Raw genomic sequence first — 16,819 nt, 5'->3', positions numbered from 1 at the left:
GTCAGATCCAGAGGGACAGCATGAAGCCGACTATCGCCATCGCGGACAACACAACACAGACACCCGCCGTACGCTGGGCGCTGGTCAGCCTTTCGCTGTCGATGCTGCTGTCGTCACTCGGCACCAGCGTCGCCAACGTCGGTTTGCCGACGCTGGCCCAGGTGTTCGGTGCAACCTTTCAGGACGTGCAGTGGGTCGTCATCGCGTATCTGCTGGCGATCACCACGCTGATCGTCAGCGTCGGAAGGCTCGGTGACCTGATCGGCCGCCGCCGGCTGCTGCTCGGCGGCATTGGCCTGTTCACCCTCGCCTCGGCGCTGTGCGCGTGGGCACCGACATTGGGCACGTTGATCGGCGCCCGAGCCCTGCAAGGCCTCGGTGCGGCGATCATGATGGCGCTGACCATGGCCTTCGTCGGTGAGACAGTGGCGAAAGCCAAAACCGGCAGCGCCATGGGGTTGCTCGGGACGATGTCGGCGATTGGCACCGCACTGGGGCCATCGCTGGGTGGCCTGTTGATCAGTGGATTCGGTTGGCAGGCGATGTTCCTGATCACCGTGCCATTGGGCCTGATGACGCTGCTGCTTGCGCATCGCTACCTGCCGGCGGATCGGCAGAAGGCAACCACCGGGAGCGTCCGTTTCGACGCGTGGGGCACGCTGGTATTGGCGCTGACGCTGGCGGCGTATGCGCTGGCCATGACGCTGGGCCGTGGCCATTTCGGGCTGCTTAATATCGGTTTGCTGTTGGCGGCGGGGTTCGGCGTGGGGCTCTTCGTTTTGGTTGAAATGAAAGTCGCTTCGCCGCTGATACGGCTGGCGATGTTTCGCAACCCGGTGCTGAGCGCGAGCCTGGCCATGAGCACACTGGTCGCGACGGTGATGATGGCAACGCTGGTGGTCGGGCCGTTTTATCTGGCCCACGGGCTGGGGCTGAAGGCGGTTGTGGTGGGCATAGTGCTCGCGATCGGGCCCTGTGTCGCGGCCCTGACAGGTGTGCCCGCCGGCCGGATCGCCGACCGATTCGGCGCCCAACGGATGACTGTCGCCGGGCTGATCGCCATGGCCGTCGGGTGCCTGGTGTTATCGGTGTTGCCGCTGACAGTTGGCATCGGCGGGTACGTTGCGCCGATGGTGGTGATCACGCTCGGCTATGCCGTATTCCAGACGGCCAACAACACCACTGTCATGAGCGATGTGCAGCCCGATCAGCGCGGCGTTGTCTCGGGCATGCTCAATCTGTCGCGAAACCTGGGATTGATCACTGGCGCCTCGGCGTTGGGCGCTGTATTCGCCCTCGCCTCGCAGGCGGCCGACATCACCCTGACGCCACCCGAAGCCGTGGCCCACGGCATGCGGGTCACCTTCGCGGTAGCGTTGGGGCTGATCGCTGTTGCCCTCGGCGTCGTGCTAGCCCGCCGAACGCTGAAACCTTTGTAGGAGCCGGCTTGCTGGCGATGGCGGCGTATCAATCGCCATTGATGTTGGCTGACACACCGCTATCGCCAGCAAGCCGGCTCCTACAAGTGCGGGAGTGCTCCGGGAATGTTCGGTTGACGTAAATCCTGTAGGAGCCAGCTTGCTGGCGATGGTGGGTCAGCTGAATCGATGTCGACTGACACTCCATCGCCAGCAAGCCGGCTCCTACAGGGGATTTGCGTGCCTTTGGCTTACTGTTTGATCACAACCAGCGGTTCGCCTTTCTTGACGATGTACGTTGCCAGTTCGGAGCCGGTTTTGGTTCCGATGTTCTTCGCGACGTGCGCAACGCCGGCCGGGATGTACAGCGAATCACCGGTTTTCAACGTGACGGGTGGCTGCCCTTCCAGTTGATATTCGAACGTGCCGTCGATGACATAAGCCACTTCCACGCCAGGATGGGAATGGTTGGGCGACGAGATGCCCGGATCGATATCAACCCGTACCTGGATCACTTCACGACCGTCGACGTCGAGGTCCTTTTTCAGGAGATCGGTGCGATGAATCCCTGTCTGCCAGCTTTTTGCAGGGGCCTTCACTTCCTCGGCCTGAGACATCCCGGAGAACGCCGCGAGTGCGGCAGTGGTGGCAACAGCGACGCCAAGCATTCTGGCGGTGTGACGAGCGTTGATACGGAACATGGCATTTCTCCGGGTGATACCGTTGTGGTGCCCCATTAGGCGGCCGTCGTGTATCGGGCACGTGTCGCGGATGCCATGGTTTTGTAAGCCAAGATAGCTGCGGCCCCGAGGGATACACGGGGATACAAACCGGCCGACTCATTTGGAGGTGTTGAGCACCACCGCCGCCCGGATCAGCGCCTTCAATGCTTTTTCATCAAGCGCCTCGCCCTCATGCACATCAATCGCCCGGCGGGTATTGCCTTCCAGGCTGGCGTTGAAGAGATGGGCGGGATCGTCCAGCGCAGCGCCTTTGGCGAAGGTCATTTTCACCGCTGTTTTGTACGTCTCGCCCGTGCAGATGATCCCGGCATGCGACCACACCGGTACGCCCCTCCACTTCCACTCCTCGACCACGTCGGGGTCTGCCTGTTGGATGATCGCCCTGACGCGCGCGAGCGTCTCGCCCCGCCAGTCATTCAATTCCCTGATTCGTGCGTCGATCAGCGCAGAGGCCGATTCGCCCCCGCTGCTTTCCTTCGTCATGGTGCTCGCCCTCGACTGATGGTGGTCGCTTGAGTATTGCCGACTCGGGGATTCTCTCCAGCAATCAGGTGACCGGCTGGTCGCACAAAGTTGCGAGAGGCGCATTCGCGGCCTATGGTCCAAACGATGCATTGCTGGCGACCGGCGTGCGATGGCTCGCCGCCGGTTGCTGTCCTTCCCGTGCGAATTTTCGCAAAGAGGTGACAACATGCCGAACGACTCCCGCCCTGCCGTGCTTGAACTGATCGGCAATACGCCGCTGGTGCGCGTCAGCCGCTTTGACACGGGCCCGTGCACCCTGTTTCTGAAGCTCGAATCACAGAACCCCGGCGGCTCGATCAAGGACCGCATCGGCCTGGCGATGATCGACGAAGCCGAGCGCGACGGCCGGCTGAAATCTGGCGGCACCATCGTCGAGGCCACCGCCGGCAACACCGGCCTTGGTCTGGCCTTGGTCGGTCGCGCCAAGGGCTATCGGGTGGTGCTGGTGGTGCCGGACAAGATGTCCACCGAGAAAGTCTTGCACCTCAAGGCCATGGGCGCCGAGGTGCACATCACCCGCTCCGATGTCGGCAAGGGCCATCCCGATTATTACCAGGACGTCGCCGCACGGCTGGCGCTGGAAATTCCCGACGCATTCTTCGCCGATCAGTTCAACAACCCGGCCAACCCGCTCGCCCATGAGTGCAGCACCGCACCGGAGATCTGGGCGCAAACCCAGCATGACGTGGATGCGATTGTCGTCGGCGTCGGCTCGGCCGGCACGCTGACCGGGCTGACCCGTTTCTTCAAGCGCGTACAGCCCAATCTGGAAATGGTGCTGGCCGACCCCATCGGTTCGGTGATGGCCGAATACAGCCGCAGCGGCACCATGCAGACGCCCGGCTCGTGGGCGGTGGAAGGCATCGGCGAAGACTTCATCCCCTCGATTGCCGACCTGTCCAGCGTGCGCCACGCCTATTCGATCAGCGACGAGGAAAGCTTCGATCACGCCCGCCAACTGCTGCGCGCCGAAGGCATTCTCGGCGGTTCCTCGACCGGCACCCTGCTGGCGGCGGCGCTGCGTTACTGCCGCGAACAAACCACGCCCAAACGCGTGGTCAGCTTCGTCTGCGACACTGGCACCCGCTACCTGTCGAAGGTCTACAACGACCAGTGGATGAACGATCAGGGCTTGCTCAAGCGCAAACCTTATGGCGACCTGCGCGATGTGATCGCACGACGTTTCGAGGATGGCCGGGTGATCAGCGTCGGCCCGGACGACACGTTGCTGACGGCATTCCAGCGCATGCGCCTGGCGGATGTGTCGCAATTGCCGGTGCTGGCGGACGGCAAGCAACTGGTCGGCGTGATTGACGAATCCGACATTCTGCTGGGCATGCAGGAAGATCCTTCACACTTCCGCTTGACCGTGGCCAGCGCAATGACCGACAAAGTAGAAACCCTGCCGCCCAGCGCCAGCCTGGAAAAGCTGCAGGCAGAACTCGATCGCGGGCTGGTCGCGATCATCGCCGACGCCTCGGGCTTCCACGGCCTGATTACTCGCGTCGACCTGCTCAATCATTTGCGGAGATCCCTTGCATGAGTCAACACGATGAAAACGCCGCGGCACGCGCCTTTGCCACTCGGGTGATCCACGCCGGGCAAACGCCGGACCCGACCACCGGCGCATTGATGCCACCGATTTATGCCAACTCCACCTATTTGCAACAAAGCCCTGGCGTGCACAAGGGTTTCGATTACGGGCGCTCGCACAACCCGACGCGCTTCGCCCTGGAGCGTTGCGTCGCCGACCTGGAAAGCGGCACCCAGGCCTTCGCGTTCGCCTCCGGGCTGGCGGCGATTTCCACGGTGCTGGAACTGCTCGACGCCGGTTCGCACATCGTGTCCGGCAATGACCTGTACGGCGGGACGTTCCGACTGTTCGACAAGGTGCGTAAACGCAGCGCCGGGCACCGCTTCAGCTTCGTCGACCTGACGGACCTCGCGGCGTTCGAAGCGTCGTTGCAGGACGACACCAAAATGGTCTGGGTCGAGACGCCGAGCAATCCGTTGCTGAGCCTGACCGACCTCGCCGCCGTCGCACGTATCTGCCGCGACCGCGACATCATCTGCGTCGCCGACAACACCTTTGCCAGCCCATGGATCCAGCGCCCGCTGGAGCTGGGTTTCGACATCGTGCTGCACTCGACCACCAAATACCTGAACGGCCACTCCGACGTGATCGGCGGCATCGCCGTGGTCGGGCAGAACCCGGAACTGGCGCAACGCCTGGGTTTCCTGCAGAACTCGGTGGGCGCAATCGCCGGCCCGTTCGACGCGTTTCTGACCCTGCGCGGCGTGAAAACCCTGGCGCTGCGCATGGAGCGTCACTGCAGCAACGCGCTTGAGTTGGCGCAATGGCTGGAGCGCCAGCCGCAAGTGGCGCGCGTCTACTACCCGGGCCTGCCGTCGCACCCGCAGCATGAATTGGCGAAGCGGCAGATGCGCGGTTTCGGCGGGATGATTTCTGTCGATCTGAAGAGTGATCTGGCGGGTGCCACACGCTTCCTTGAGAGCGTACGGATATTCGCCCTGGCCGAGAGTCTGGGCGGCGTGGAAAGCCTGATCGAGCACCCGGCGATCATGACCCACGCCACCATCCCCGCAGAAACCCGCGCACAGCTGGGGATTGGCGACGGGCTGGTGAGGTTGTCCGTGGGAGTTGAAGATGTCGAGGATCTGCGTGCCGACCTGGCGCAGGCGCTGACGCGGATCTGAAAAACAAAGGGCTGTGGCATGCCCCCTGTAGGAGCCGGCTTGCCGGCGATGGCGGTGTGTCAGCCAACATTAATGCTGATTGATCTACCGCTATCGCCGGCAAGCCGGCTCCTACAGGGGAATGCGTAAGGCCGGCCGATTGCGCTCCGTCTTGGGCCTTATTCGCCGGACTTGATGCTCGTCCAAACCCGTGTGCGCACCCGCTCAAGCTTTTGCGGCAGCGGTTGCACCACATACAGGGTTTTCAACGCTTCGCTGGTCGGCGTCAGGTTCGGGTTGCCGGTGATCTCTTTGTTGATCAGCGCAAGCGAGTCCTTGTTGGCGTTGGGGTAGCCGAGGAAATCACTGATCGGGGCGATGACTTTCGGGTCCAGCAAGGTGTTGAGAAACTCGTGGGCTTCCTCCACGTTCTTCGCGCTTTTTGGAATCGCAAAGGTATCAAACCAGATCGGCGCGCCCTCCTTCGGCAAGCGCCAATCGACCACTACGCCGTTGCCCGCTTCCTTGGCGCGATTGCCGAACTGGTAGAAGCTGCCGGAATAGCCGATGGCGACGCAGATGTCGCCGTTGGCGATGTCGGTCATGTACTTGGCGGAGTTGAAGTAGGTGACGTAAGGGCGAATCTTCAGCATCAATGCCTTGGCTTTTTCGTAGTCGTCCGGGTTCTGGCTGTTCGGGTCCAGCCCCAGATAGTGCAGCGCCAGCGGCAGGATTTCCGAAGGTGAGTCGAGCATGGCGACGCCACAGGATTTCAGCTTCTGCATGTTCTGCGGGTTGAACACCAGATCCCAACTGTCCACCGGCGCATTCTCGCCCAGCGCGGCCTTGACCTTGGCCGGGTTGAAACCGATCAGCACGGTGCCGTACATGTAGGGCACGCCGTACTGGTTGCCCGGATCGTTCTTGTCCAGCAATGCGAGCAGTGCCGGGTCCTGATGTTTCCAGTTCGGCAGCTTGGACTTGTCGAGTTTCTGGAATACACCGGCCTTGATCTGGGTTTCGATGAACTGGTTCGACGGCACCACCAGGTCGTATCCCGAGTTACCGGTCAGCAGCTTGGCTTCCAGCGATTCGTTGGTGTCGAAGGTGTCCCAGGTCACTTTGATTCCGCTTTTCTGGGCGAAGTCCTTGGGCACGGACGGCAGGATGTAGTCCGCCCAGTTGTACACCCGCAATTCCCGCTGTTCGGCGTGCACGGCACTGGCCAACAGCGTCAGCCCACAAACAGTGGCGCCCAGTATGCGTTTCATCATGACCATGAATGAATTCCCCAAATGTGTCGCTCGTTGGTTTTTATGTTCTGTACACGGCAGGCCTTAAAAATTGCCCAGGGCAAGGAAAACAGGATTTCAGTTGTGGATTCGCAAGCATGCTGAAACAGCAATGCTGCTTCGATTCTTGCTGACGAACGAGTGAGTTCATAGTGCGAGGTCGGCCAAAAGGAGATCGAAATGGCCAATATCGGTGTCCCGGTGGATCCGGTGGAGGATGGCGAAAACGACATCGCCATGTTGTACGCAATCCCACTGTAGGAGCTGGCTTGCCAGCGATAGCGGTGGATCAATCAGCATTAGTGTTGGCTGATACACCGCCATCGCCGGCAAGCCGGCTCCTACAAAGGTGTCGGGAGAAAGCGAAAACGACAAAGCCCGCACAAGGCGGGCTTTGGGATTCGAGTAGGTGGCCGGCGCTGGTCTCCGGCTTACAAGGTTTATCAGGACTCTCACAGAAGAGTTTTGTGCTCTTCTGCTTCACACGGCATAAGGGCTGGATCTCAGCGCGGAGATCTTTCTAACCGTGTACCCTTCGGAACGCGCCCCACGTGTCCTTGCCATCCGCTTGCGCATCAGTCTGCGTCTTCACCTACAAGTTCTAGACTAGTACACCCTCCCGAACCGCGCCCCGGAATTTTTAGAACGATTTTGCCCATGGCGACGGACGTCAGGACGGAAAAATACTAACCAGTGGCCGAGGGTTTTGCTGCCGGAGGGTTTCCCTTCAAGCCCTTTGATGTACAGTCTTCGCCGACGTTTGCAGAACAACAAAAAATACAGGAGTTGAAAATGTCAGAACTGAAACTGCATCCAAACGCCGCACAATCCTTGAACCAATGGCACGCGATGATCAAAAAGGCTGACTTGAAGGCCTTGCCCGAATTGTTGGACCCGCAAGTGGTTTTCCGCTCGCCGATGGCGCACACGCCTTATCCAGGGGCGCCGGTGGTCAACATGATTCTCAACACGGTGTCCGGCGTGTTCGAGGATTTCCAGTACCACCGCGAATTGTCGACTGCGGACGGCTTGAACGTCATCCTCGAGTTCAGCGCCAGAGTCGGTGAAAAACAGCTCAAGGGCATCGACATGATCCGCTTCAACGAACAAGGAAAAATCGTTGAATTCGAGGTGATGGTCCGCCCCCTGAGTGGCTTGCAAGCCTTGGGTGAAGAGATGGGCCGCCGACTGGGCGCTTTCCTGGCCGCCAGCAAAGCCTGACCACTGCGCAGCGCTTCATCGGCGGGCACACTCACCGGTGAGGCGCGTCATCAGGCCAGGCTCGAAAGATACGGCCACGGGTAGATGCCACGTTCGTGGCCATCGCTGAAAATCAGTTGCAGGCCATAGCCCTGCGCGTTCAATTCGATGACTTGCACTCGGTCATCGACCCTCGGCGTCAACCCTTTCAAGCGAAACGCCCGGCACTGCGAACACGGGCATTGCCGGCGCAACTCGGCATGATCCAGTAACTGCTCACGGCCATCCGGCCAGTTCAGCCGCAGCTGCTGTCTGCTCCGGGAATTGCCGATCGCCAGCGGGTTCATTGCAACTGACTCAAGGCAATGCGCACCGCTTTGCGCACTTCCGGGTCGCCGTCGTTCTGCGCGGCCTGCAACGGTGCGACAGCGCCTTTATCGTTCAATTCGCCGAGGGCCAATGCGGCTTCCTTGCGCAGGTTGCTGATGCGATGACCGAGGGTTTCGATCAATGCGTCCAGCGCCGGGGCATAACGCAAGCGACCAAGACTGCGGGTGGCGCGCAGGCGCACTTGCCAATAATCATCGCTCAACGCTTCGACCAATGCCGGGCCGGCGTCGGTATGACCGACCTTGCCGAGGGTGGTCGCGGCTTCTTCGCGCACTTGCCAGGCGCCGTCCTGTAATGCCTGGCGCAGGGCCGGCAGGACGTGTGCATCGGAGGCCAGGCCAAGGGCTCCCGTGGCGGCGCGACGGACTTCGGTGTCCGGGTCGTGACTGGCCAGCGTCGCCAGGGCCGGCAAGGCATCCAGCTGTTTGAGCCAGCCGAGCACGCCCACAGCTTCGCGGCGAACGCTGGCGTCCGCATCGCCCAGCGCCGACAAGGCAGCGGTCGCGGCATCGGGAAAACGCAATTCGCGCAACGCCCGGAACGCGGCGATACGCACGTTGATATCGGCATGCCCGGTCCACGGCAGAATCACCCGGCCTGCGGCTTCACTCTTGAGCAGGCTCAGGCTCTGCGCGGCGGCGGCCTGCACGGCCGGCGCCGGATCGGTCAACGCCTGGCACAGCGCCTCGACGACCGGCGCATCCTCCCAGGCTTCAAGCAGGCGCGCGGCTTCGGCGCGGACCTCTGCGGTCGGGTCTTCGGCCAGTCGATCGACCAGCCACAGCAAACCGTCCGGCTCTTCCAGGTCCGCCAATTCGATCAGGGCGATCCGGCGCACGCCGGCGTCGGCATCGGTCAGGCGCGGTTGCAGGGCGAGAATGTCATCGTTATCGGTTACATCGAATAGAGAGGTCATAGGGCAAATCGCGGCAGTTTGTTTTCAGGGGGAAGTCCGAGAGGGTTCAGGCGCGGTAGCTGCCGACCGTCTTCGTGACGCAGTAATTCGAGGCAATGGCGCTTCAAGCGGGAAAACTCATGGCTTGTCACCAGTTCGCTGGTGCGTGGCCGAGGGAAGTCGAGGCGCAGGTCTTCGATGATCCGCCCGGGACGCGTGCTCATGACCAGCAGCCGGTCGGCGAGGAACAACGCTTCGTCGATGTCGTGGGTGACGAACACCACGGTGGTGCGAATCCGCGCCCAGATGTCTAGCAGCAGCTCTTGCATGTTCAATCGGGTCAGCGCGTCGAGGGCACCGAAAGGCTCGTCCATCAGCAACAGGCGCGGACGGTTGATCAGTACCCGGGCGATTTCCACCCGCTGCTGCATGCCACCGGACAACTGATCCGGCCAGCGCTCGGCGAACCCTTCGAGGCCGACCAGCGCGAGGATTTCATCGGCGGCTTCGTGCCGTTCGGCCTTGCCGATGCCGCGCATTTTCAGGCCGAACGCGACGTTGTCGCGCACCGTACGCCAAGGGAACAGCGTGTGGTGCTGGAATACCATGCCGCGCTGGGGCGAAGGACTCGACACGTCTTCGCCATCGACTTTAAGGCTGCCGGCGCGAGGTTGCAGGTGTCCGGCCAGCGCGCCGAGCAAGGTCGATTTGCCGCAACCGGAGGGGCCGAGAATGCACACGAACTGCCCCGGTTCGATCTGGCAATCGAGGCCTTGCACGGCTTCGAACGCGGCACGGCCCTCCCCGAGGCTGATCGACAATCCGCGAATATCGATGCGCCCTTCAAGGTGTTGAAATACGCTCATCAGGCTTTTCCTCGTGGACGATGCCAAGGCGTCAACAACCCGCCCAACCGTTTGATCAGCAGGCTGCTGCCCATGCCGAGCACGCCGATCAGCAACATGCCGACGACGATGTCGGCGTAGTTCTGGATGGTGTAGGACTCCCAGGTGTAATAGCCGATGCCGTATTGGCCGGAGATCATTTCGGCGGTCACCAGGCAAAACCACGAGGTGCCCATGCCGATGGCGAGGCCGGTGATGATGCTCGGCGCGGCGCCCGGCAGAATCACCTCCAGCAGAATCGCCCGACGCCCTGCCCCGAGGCTTTTCGCCGAGGCAATCAGGCGTGGGTCGACGCCTTCGACGCCGTGCACGGTGTTGAGCAGGATCGGGAACAGCGCGCCAGTGAAGGTGATGAAGACCATCGACAGTTCTGATGATGGGAACATCAGGATCGCCAGGGGAATCCAGGCGACGGCGGGGATCGGGCGCAGGACTTCCAGCGGTGGCAGCAGCAAATCTTCGGCCCATTTCGAACGGCCGATGGCCAGGCCCAACACGATGCCGATGATCAGCGCCGCGAGGTAACCGGTGAAGACCCGGCCGAGGCTGCTGCTCAGGTGCTGGGCGAGTTTGCCGGAATCACCCAGGCCCAAAGCGGCTTCGATCACCGCCAGCGGTGTCGGGACATTGGCGAAGGTGACCAGGCCGAGGTTCCAGTGGTGGCTGGCGGCGAGTTGCCAGAACAAAAGGCAGAGCAGAATCGAGGCTGCTCTTGGAATCCAGCGGATAAATGATCGGTACACAATTCTTCCTCTCAACCTAACCCCTGTAGGAGCCAGCTTGCTGGCGATGGAGTGTCAGTCGATATTTCTTCCGCTGACACACCATCGCCAGCAAGCTGGCTCCTACAGGGGGAGCGGTGCCTGGGGTTTTAGCGGGCCGCAACCGCCTGGGTGGTGGCGTCGGTGAAGTCGAGGACTTTGCCGCCCTGGGCCGTGGCGAATTGCTGGGCCTGTCCCTTGAGCAGGAACGCGCTGAGGCGCCCTTTCGCGTCACTGGCAAACCACGCCTGATCCGCCAGCAACTTGATCCCGCTGTCACTCGCCTGGGCATACACCGCGCGGATGTTTTTGCCTTCAGACTTCAAACCGGCCAATGCGGTGAACGCCGATTCCGCCGAGGCGTACTGCCGGACTTTTGGTTCGCCGCGCACCCAGATCTCGGCCACATGACTGAAGTCGGTAATGGCTTTGCCACTCAAGGCATCCACTGCTTTGAGCGGGGTCTGGCCGTAGTTGGCCAGTTGCGCGGTGTAGTCCAGCTTCGATGCCTTGAACGCGGCGCGGATGTACTGGTCGTCGATGAAGGTGTTGAGGTCGAGACCGCGATCAGCCTTCTTCAGCAGCTTGAGGGTGTCGATGGCGGTGCCGACCGCCTGGCGATATTCCGGCTTCCAGCTCAGGTCGCGGGTCTGCACGCCGAGCGGGCCGTGGAACAGGTAATTGACCTCGGCATCGACGCCGGTGACCTTGGCGATCAACTCGCTGTACTTCTCGGGTTCTGCCGCCAATAACTGGTTGGCTTCGAGGCTGGCGCGCAGGTACGCGACGACGATTTCCGGGTACTTTTTCGCGTAGGCCTGATCGACCAGCGCACCGTGGAACGTCGGCGTGTTCGCCTGGGAGCCGTCATAGATCTTGCGAGCAAAACCTCGGCTCGGGAACAGTTCGGCGAACGGCACAAAGTCGGCGTGGGCGTCGATCTTCCCGGCCTGCAACGCGGAACCGGCGACTTCCGGCGGCTGGGCGATGATGTTCACGTCTTTGAGCGGGTCCCAACCCTGAGCCGCCACGGCGCGCAGCAACATGCCATGGGCAGTCGAGGCGAACGGCACGGAAATGGTCTTGCCCTTCAGCTCGGCCAGCGACTGCACGCCCGAAGCGCTCGGCACGACGATGCCGTTGCCGCTGCCCTTGATGCTGCCCGACAGCACGCTGATAAACAGGCTGTGCTTGCCGGCGGTTTCAAACGCGACGCCGTTGAACGAACCGGGGAAATCAGCCATCGCGCCGAAGTCGAGTTTGCCGGCGACCATCTCGTTGGTCAGGGGCGCGCCGCTGGTGAAGTTCTTCCACTCGACCTCGTATTTGGCGTCCTTGTATTGGCCATCGTGGGGCAAGTATTTGTCCAGCAGGCCGAGCTCGCGAATCAACAGGCCGCCGGCGGCGCAGTTGATCGTGGTGTCCTGGGTGCCGATGGCAATGCGGATGGTTTCGGCGGAAGCCGACAAGGTGAAAGAAGCCAGTACCAGACCGGCCAATGCTGCACGCAATAACATGGTGAATCCCCTCGAATCATTTATAGGATGTTCGTCTCCGCCACGATCAGGGCGTGGTGGGAAACGAGGGGTGTTGGGTGAATCCAGCGTCCGGTGTTTCCGGATGGCTTTGGGTTGTCTGGGCGGGCCTCATCGCTGGCAGGCCAGCTCCCACAAGGTTCTCTGTTGCCAGCGAAATCCGTGTCCCACTGAAAATCCCTGTGGGAGCTGGCCTGCCAGCGATGGCGTCCTGTCAGTCAACGCAGCAAATAAGGGATTTCGACTTTCACCGCCCCGGTCGGGCAGTCCTTTTCGCAGGGCATGCAGTACCAGCATTCGTCGAAGGCCATGTAGGCCTTTTGCGTGGCCGGGTTGATCGCCAGCAAGTCCATCGGGCAGACGTCGACGCACACGGTGCAGCCTTTGTGGGCGATGCACAGGTCCTCGTCGACCGTGACGGGCGCGTTGGAACGGAAGAAAATTTCCTGGGGTTGATAGGCCATTGGTCGGTCTCTCTTATAGTCAGGCTCAGGCCGCAAAGGCACCGACACGCAGCCGGTCGTAGGCCTGCATTTCTTCGGCATCCAGCGGGATGATGTAGGGCTCGACGGCTTTCTTGAAACTGCTCATCTGGCCGTGTTCATCCTTCTTCAAATGGCAATGGCAGAACCAGTCGCTATCGTTGCGTTGCGGGTGATCGACCCGATAGTGGTAAAGCCCCCAGCGACTTTCAGCACGGAACAACGAAGCGCGGGCGGCCATTTCGGCGCAGTCGCGGATCATGCTGACTTCCATGGCGCGCATCAGTTCGTGGGCGTTGTGGGCCTTGATCTGATCGAGATCGCGCTGGATATCGCTGAAACGCTGCAGGCCGATCTGCATCTTCTTGGTCACTTTCGGCGGTTGCAGGTAATCGTTCACGAAGCGTCGCAGCTTGTACTCGACCTGGGCCGGCGGCAGTCCGTGCTCGCGGTCCAGTGGTGCATAGACCCGTGCTTTCTCTGTCTCGATCTGCTTGGCATCGACCGCTGAAAATTCGCGACCGGCGACAAAATCCGCCGCATTGGTGCCGGCAAACCAGCCGTAGGTGAACGCGCCAAGCATGTAGTTGTGCGGCACGGCGGCCATGTCACCCGCCGAGTACAAACCCTTGACCGAGGTTTCGGCCTTCTCGTTGACCCACACACCCGACGCCGAATGCCCGCTGCAAAAACCGATTTCCGAGATGTGCATCTCGACCATCTGCGTGCGGTAATCGGTGCCGCGATTGGCGTGAAACTGGCCGCGACTCGGGCGTTCGTTGCTGTGCAGGATCTCTTCGATGTTCTGGATGGTTTCCTCGGCCAGGTGATCGAGCTTGAGGAACACGGGGCCGTTGCCGCTTTCGAGTTCCTGGTGGAACTCCCACATCATCTGGCCGCTCCAGTAGTCGCACTCGATGAAGCGCTCGCCCTTGTTGTTGGCGGTGTAGCCGCCCAACGGACCGGTGACGTAGGCGCAGGCCGGGCCGTTGTAATCCTTGATCAGCGGGTTGATCTGGAAGCATTCGAGGTTCGCCAGTTCGGCCCCGGCGTGATAAGCCATGGCGTAACCGTCGCCGGCATTGGTCGGGTTTTCGTAGGTGCCCATCAGGTAACCCGAGGACGGCAAACCGAGGCGCCCGGCGGCACCGCAGGCGAGGATCACCGCTTTCGCTTTGATCACATGGAAGTCGGCGGTGCGGCAGTCGAAGCCCATCAGGCCGTTGACCGCGCCCTCTTCGTCCAACAGCAAGCGCGTGCACACCACGCGATTGGTGATGCTGACCCGCGCCCGTTTCAACTGGCGGTACAGGACTTTCTTGATGTCGTGCCCTTCCGGCATCGGCAGAACGTAAGCGCCCATGTGGTGGACCTTTTTCACCGCGTAGTCGCCGGTTTCATCCTTCTCGAACTTCACGCCCCAGCGGTCCAGTTGCTCGATGGTTTCGAAGCTGTGGGTGGCGTAGGCGTAGACCGCTGCCTGATTGACGATGCCGTCGTTGGCGATGGTGATTTCCTTGGTGTACTGCTCCGGCGTGGAATGGCCGGGAATGATCGCGTTGTTCAGGCCGTCCATGCCCATACTGATCGCGCCGCTGCGTTTGACGTTGGCCTTGTCGATCAGCAACACGCGCAGGTCGCGGTTGCGCTCCTTGGCCTTGATTGCCGCCATGGGACCCGCCGTGCCACCGCCGATCACGACGATGTCGTATTCCTGTTCGAGGGTACTTCTTGTCATGCCTGCGCCCCTTTGTGCCGGTCGATCCGCAGGCGGTACTGGAAGGCATCGCCACGGTAGTAAAGGTGTTCGAAGTCCACGGGTTGGCCGCTGGCATCGTGGGTCAGACGCTCGATGCGCATGATCGGCGAGCCGGGTTCGATGTTGAGTGCCTGGGTCAGGTCGCTGTCGGCGAGGACGGCATCGATGGCCAGATCGGCATGACCGAGGGCCAGGCCGCAGTCGTTTTCGAGGATCAGGAAGATGTCGCGGGTGACCAGATCGGCCTTCTCCAGCCGTTCGCCGATGGCTTTGGGCAGGTAGGTGATTTCCAGTGAGATCGGCTCGCGGTTGATCAGGCGCACCCGCTTGATCTGCGCCACGATCTCGCCTTCGGCCACCTGCAAACGCTCGGCGACGAGTTTGTCGGCGGGGATGAATTTGAAACTGCGCAGGCGGTTGATCACCTCGTAGCCGCGCCCGGTCATGGACTCGGCGAGGCCTTGCAGGGTGCTGACGTTCTGGAAGGTTTTCGGCTTGGCGACGAACGTGCCCTTGCCGTGAATCTTGAAGATCAACCCTTCTTTTTGCAGATCGCCGAGGGCCTGGCGCACGGTGATGCGGCTGACTTTGAACAACGCGCCAAGCTCGCTTTCCGAAGGCATCTGGCTGTCTTGCGGGTATTCGCCGTCGAGAATGCGGGCACGCAAGACGTCGCGCAGTTGAGTGTGCAAAGGAACACTGCTGAGGGAGAGAACGTTATCGGTCATGGCAGATCACTTGTTATAACGAGTTATGACGTGATCTTAGAGTTCTAGTACTGGGGTTGAGAAATACTGTTTGAGAATAAGGTTAGATTCGTGGGATGGCGCGGCACCTGACGCACCGCGCTGCATGGATCGCCGGCAAGCCGGCTCCTACAGGATTCTCGTCAACCGAATATTCCCGGCACGCTTGCCGGCGATGGCGTCCATGAAATCGCCTTCGCCGGCAAGCCTGGCTCCTACAGGATTGGCGCCAACCGAACATTCCCGGCACACCCACGCACTTGTAGGAGCCGGCTTGCTGGCGATGGCGTCCATGAAATCGCCTTCGCCGGCAAGCCGTGCTCCTACGGAATTGGCGTCAACCGAACATTCCCGGCACACCCACGCACTTGTAGGCGCCGGCTTGCCGGCGATGGCGTCCATGAAATCGCCATCGCCGGCAAGCCTGGCTCCTACAGGATTGGCGTCAACCGAACATTCCCGGCATACACGCGTACTTGTAGGAGCCGGCTTGCCGGCGATGGCGCCCGTGAAATCGCCATCACCGGTAAGCCGTGCGCCTACAGATCAACCGACGCGCAGTGCGCGCAAATCCAGTCGACCGTCCTTCAGCGGTGGGCACCAGTAGTAGCCGCCGGTGATCGGCCGACTGATGCGGTACAAGCCGTCGGTGATGCCGTCTTCCAGACCGCTCATGCGCCGCAATTGGGCTTCGAAGGCGTCGAGGGAGAAACCGAACGCGAGGAACATCAGACCAGCGCGATCCCCTTCGATCCACGGCATCGAGCGGCGGACCACGAACGCCTCAGGGGCGAAGCTTTCCTGGGCGGTGCGTTTGACGTGGGCAGAGATCGGCGCATCATCGATTTCTTCGTTGTCGCTCAAGCGACGGCCCATGATGTTGTCCTTTTCTTCGGACGGCATCGCGTGGAAGCCCTTCAGGTCGTGCTGCCACTGCTGGATCGCGGCAAAGCTGCCACCGACCACACCGTCAGCGCCCTCACCGACCAGCGCGGCAGCCACGGCGGCTTCGTTGTGCGGGTTTTCGGTGCCATCTTCGTAACCGGTCAGGTCGTGGCCGGTGAGGTGGCGGAACGTTTCGTTCATCTGCACCAGGCGCAGGGCCGGTGCCAGCGCGGCCTCGATGGCGGTGGCGCGATTGAGCAACTCGCCACGGTCGACACCATGCAACCAGCACCACAGCGCGTGCTGGGTCGACGGGTTATCGACGCCGACGCCGGTCAGTGCCGGAAACGGCCGCAGCCCGTCGATCTGCACGTGCAGCGCCTTGACCAGGGATTCACCGAAACCGGCCACCGCCGACTTCCCGTCCACCAGCAGCATCAATTTGTCGAGCGCGGCCGGCAGAGCATCGACGGATTCCAGCGCGAAGAACATATGACGGGCTTGAGGTGGAACGGGGGTGGCGAGGATGCCCGGCTGGTAGTAACTCATATGAACTCCTTAATAAAGAGCATGAAGTTTACCCGCA

At 61.5% G+C, this 16,819-nt stretch carries 17 protein-coding genes; 4 read left to right on the top strand and 13 right to left on the bottom strand.

The genetic code is table 11. The features are described 5' to 3' along the window. Positions 1-20 precede the first annotated feature (20 nt). On the top strand, positions 21-1,439 hold the full coding sequence (locus tag IB246_RS01260) for an MFS transporter (RefSeq protein ID WP_008039025.1): 1,419 nt from the start codon (positions 21-23) through the stop codon (positions 1,437-1,439). A 230-nt stretch (positions 1,440-1,669) separates the two neighbouring features. Here the strand turns inward: IB246_RS01260 and IB246_RS01255 are convergent, their stop codons facing one another. Together IB246_RS01255 and IB246_RS01250 are read right to left on the bottom strand one after the other, a co-directional pair. Further along, positions 1,670-2,119, bottom strand: a complete 450-nt coding sequence (locus IB246_RS01255) for a cupin domain-containing protein (protein WP_008039027.1) — start codon at positions 2,117-2,119, stop codon at positions 1,670-1,672. 138 nt (positions 2,120-2,257) lie between these two features. After that, positions 2,258-2,644: a DUF1801 domain-containing protein gene (locus IB246_RS01250; RefSeq protein ID WP_008039029.1), complete on the bottom strand. Its 387-nt coding sequence runs from the start codon at positions 2,642-2,644 to the stop codon at positions 2,258-2,260. A gap of 208 nt (positions 2,645-2,852) precedes the next feature. Between IB246_RS01250 and IB246_RS01245 the strand changes: the two genes are divergently transcribed. Together IB246_RS01245 and IB246_RS01240 are read left to right on the top strand one after the other, a co-directional pair. Beyond that, positions 2,853-4,229, top strand: coding sequence for a pyridoxal-phosphate dependent enzyme (locus IB246_RS01245; RefSeq protein ID WP_008039030.1), 1,377 nt, complete (start codon positions 2,853-2,855; stop codon positions 4,227-4,229). After that, complete coding sequence (locus tag IB246_RS01240) at positions 4,226-5,404, top strand: cystathionine gamma-synthase (RefSeq protein ID WP_008039031.1); 1,179 nt, start codon at positions 4,226-4,228, stop codon at positions 5,402-5,404. Before IB246_RS01245 ends, IB246_RS01240 begins: the two co-directional genes overlap by 4 nt. Positions 5,405-5,562: 158 nt before the next feature. Here the strand turns inward: IB246_RS01240 and IB246_RS01235 are convergent, their stop codons facing one another. After that, entirely contained in the window at positions 5,563-6,663 is a 1,101-nt protein-coding gene (locus tag IB246_RS01235) for a polyamine ABC transporter substrate-binding protein (RefSeq protein WP_008027246.1), read from the bottom strand. Between the two features lie 804 nt (positions 6,664-7,467). Between IB246_RS01235 and IB246_RS01230 the strand changes: the two genes are divergently transcribed. Beyond that, positions 7,468-7,896 (top strand): nuclear transport factor 2 family protein, encoded by a 429-nt coding sequence (locus tag IB246_RS01230; RefSeq protein WP_008027251.1) that lies wholly within the window; start codon positions 7,468-7,470, stop codon positions 7,894-7,896. Positions 7,897-7,946: 50 nt separating this feature from the next. Here IB246_RS01230 and IB246_RS01225 read toward each other — a convergent pair whose 3' ends face one another. The 10 genes from IB246_RS01225 to IB246_RS01180 all read right to left on the bottom strand — a co-directional run bounded on the left by IB246_RS01225 (position 7,947) and on the right by IB246_RS01180 (position 16,782). Then, on the bottom strand, positions 7,947-8,222 hold the full coding sequence (locus tag IB246_RS01225) for a DUF971 domain-containing protein (RefSeq protein WP_008039032.1): 276 nt from the start codon (positions 8,220-8,222) through the stop codon (positions 7,947-7,949). Then, entirely contained in the window at positions 8,219-9,181 is a 963-nt protein-coding gene (locus IB246_RS01220; RefSeq protein ID WP_008039045.1) for a HEAT repeat domain-containing protein, read from the bottom strand. Before IB246_RS01220 ends, IB246_RS01225 begins: the two co-directional genes overlap by 4 nt. Then, positions 9,178-10,026 carry an ABC transporter ATP-binding protein gene (locus IB246_RS01215; RefSeq protein WP_008039047.1) on the bottom strand — a complete coding sequence of 283 codons (849 nt, stop codon included), beginning with the start codon at positions 10,024-10,026 and terminating at the stop codon, positions 9,178-9,180. The genes IB246_RS01220 and IB246_RS01215 overlap by 4 nt, the downstream gene beginning before the upstream one ends. Next, a complete protein-coding gene (locus IB246_RS01210) occupies positions 10,026-10,808 on the bottom strand; it encodes an ABC transporter permease (protein WP_008039049.1) in 783 nt (260 codons plus the stop codon). Before IB246_RS01210 ends, IB246_RS01215 begins: the two co-directional genes overlap by 1 nt. A gap of 128 nt (positions 10,809-10,936) precedes the next feature. Then, positions 10,937-12,343: an ABC transporter substrate-binding protein gene (locus IB246_RS01205; RefSeq protein ID WP_008039050.1), complete on the bottom strand. Its 1,407-nt coding sequence runs from the start codon at positions 12,341-12,343 to the stop codon at positions 10,937-10,939. Between the two features lie 236 nt (positions 12,344-12,579). Beyond that, positions 12,580-12,825 (bottom strand): ferredoxin family protein, encoded by a 246-nt coding sequence (locus IB246_RS01200; protein ID WP_007946457.1) that lies wholly within the window; start codon positions 12,823-12,825, stop codon positions 12,580-12,582. A gap of 25 nt (positions 12,826-12,850) precedes the next feature. Next, positions 12,851-14,581, bottom strand: coding sequence for a fumarate reductase/succinate dehydrogenase flavoprotein subunit (locus IB246_RS01195; protein ID WP_008039051.1), 1,731 nt, complete (start codon positions 14,579-14,581; stop codon positions 12,851-12,853). After that, on the bottom strand, positions 14,578-15,330 hold the full coding sequence (locus tag IB246_RS01190; protein ID WP_008039052.1) for a GntR family transcriptional regulator: 753 nt from the start codon (positions 15,328-15,330) through the stop codon (positions 14,578-14,580). The genes IB246_RS01195 and IB246_RS01190 overlap by 4 nt, the downstream gene beginning before the upstream one ends. Positions 15,331-15,477: 147 nt before the next feature. Next, entirely contained in the window at positions 15,478-15,750 is a 273-nt protein-coding gene (locus IB246_RS01185) for a hypothetical protein (RefSeq protein WP_032832476.1), read from the bottom strand. Positions 15,751-15,894: 144 nt separating this feature from the next. After that, on the bottom strand, positions 15,895-16,782 hold the full coding sequence (locus tag IB246_RS01180) for a Dyp-type peroxidase (protein ID WP_008039054.1): 888 nt from the start codon (positions 16,780-16,782) through the stop codon (positions 15,895-15,897). Positions 16,783-16,819: the final 37 nt, after the last annotated feature.

It is taken from the genome of Pseudomonas sp. PDM01, from assembly GCF_014852325.1.
GTDB classification, from domain to species: domain Bacteria; phylum Pseudomonadota; class Gammaproteobacteria; order Pseudomonadales; family Pseudomonadaceae; genus Aquipseudomonas; species Aquipseudomonas migulae.
The sequence above is the reverse complement of the archived record's forward strand: the minus strand, read 5'-3'. Positions and strand labels throughout refer to the sequence as shown.

Bases quoted from the DNA above. Each gene is read 5' to 3' on its own strand.
- IB246_RS01185 (WP_032832476.1), bottom strand. From the start codon at position 15,750: ATGGACGCCATCGCCGGCAAGCCGGCGCCTACAAGTGCGTGGGTGTGC.
- IB246_RS01195 (WP_008039051.1), bottom strand. From the start codon at position 14,581: ATGACAAGAAGTACCCTCGAACAGGAATACGACATCGTCGTGATCGGC.
- IB246_RS01205 (WP_008039050.1), bottom strand. From the start codon at position 12,343: ATGTTATTGCGTGCAGCATTGGCCGGTCTGGTACTGGCTTCTTTCACC.
- IB246_RS01245 (WP_008039030.1), top strand. From the start codon at position 2,853: ATGCCGAACGACTCCCGCCCTGCCGTGCTTGAACTGATCGGCAATACG.
- IB246_RS01235 (WP_008027246.1), bottom strand. From the start codon at position 6,663: ATGGTCATGATGAAACGCATACTGGGCGCCACTGTTTGTGGGCTGACG.
- IB246_RS01240 (WP_008039031.1), top strand. From the start codon at position 4,226: ATGAGTCAACACGATGAAAACGCCGCGGCACGCGCCTTTGCCACTCGG.
- IB246_RS01225 (WP_008039032.1), bottom strand. From the start codon at position 8,222: ATGAACCCGCTGGCGATCGGCAATTCCCGGAGCAGACAGCAGCTGCGG.
- IB246_RS01215 (WP_008039047.1), bottom strand. From the start codon at position 10,026: ATGAGCGTATTTCAACACCTTGAAGGGCGCATCGATATTCGCGGATTG.
- IB246_RS01250 (WP_008039029.1), bottom strand. From the start codon at position 2,644: ATGACGAAGGAAAGCAGCGGGGGCGAATCGGCCTCTGCGCTGATCGAC.
- IB246_RS01200 (WP_007946457.1), bottom strand. From the start codon at position 12,825: ATGGCCTATCAACCCCAGGAAATTTTCTTCCGTTCCAACGCGCCCGTC.
- IB246_RS01230 (WP_008027251.1), top strand. From the start codon at position 7,468: ATGTCAGAACTGAAACTGCATCCAAACGCCGCACAATCCTTGAACCAA.
- IB246_RS01255 (WP_008039027.1), bottom strand. From the start codon at position 2,119: ATGTTCCGTATCAACGCTCGTCACACCGCCAGAATGCTTGGCGTCGCT.
- IB246_RS01190 (WP_008039052.1), bottom strand. From the start codon at position 15,330: ATGACCGATAACGTTCTCTCCCTCAGCAGTGTTCCTTTGCACACTCAA.
- IB246_RS01260 (WP_008039025.1), top strand. From the start codon at position 21: ATGAAGCCGACTATCGCCATCGCGGACAACACAACACAGACACCCGCC.
- IB246_RS01220 (WP_008039045.1), bottom strand. From the start codon at position 9,181: ATGACCTCTCTATTCGATGTAACCGATAACGATGACATTCTCGCCCTG.
- IB246_RS01180 (WP_008039054.1), bottom strand. From the start codon at position 16,782: ATGAGTTACTACCAGCCGGGCATCCTCGCCACCCCCGTTCCACCTCAA.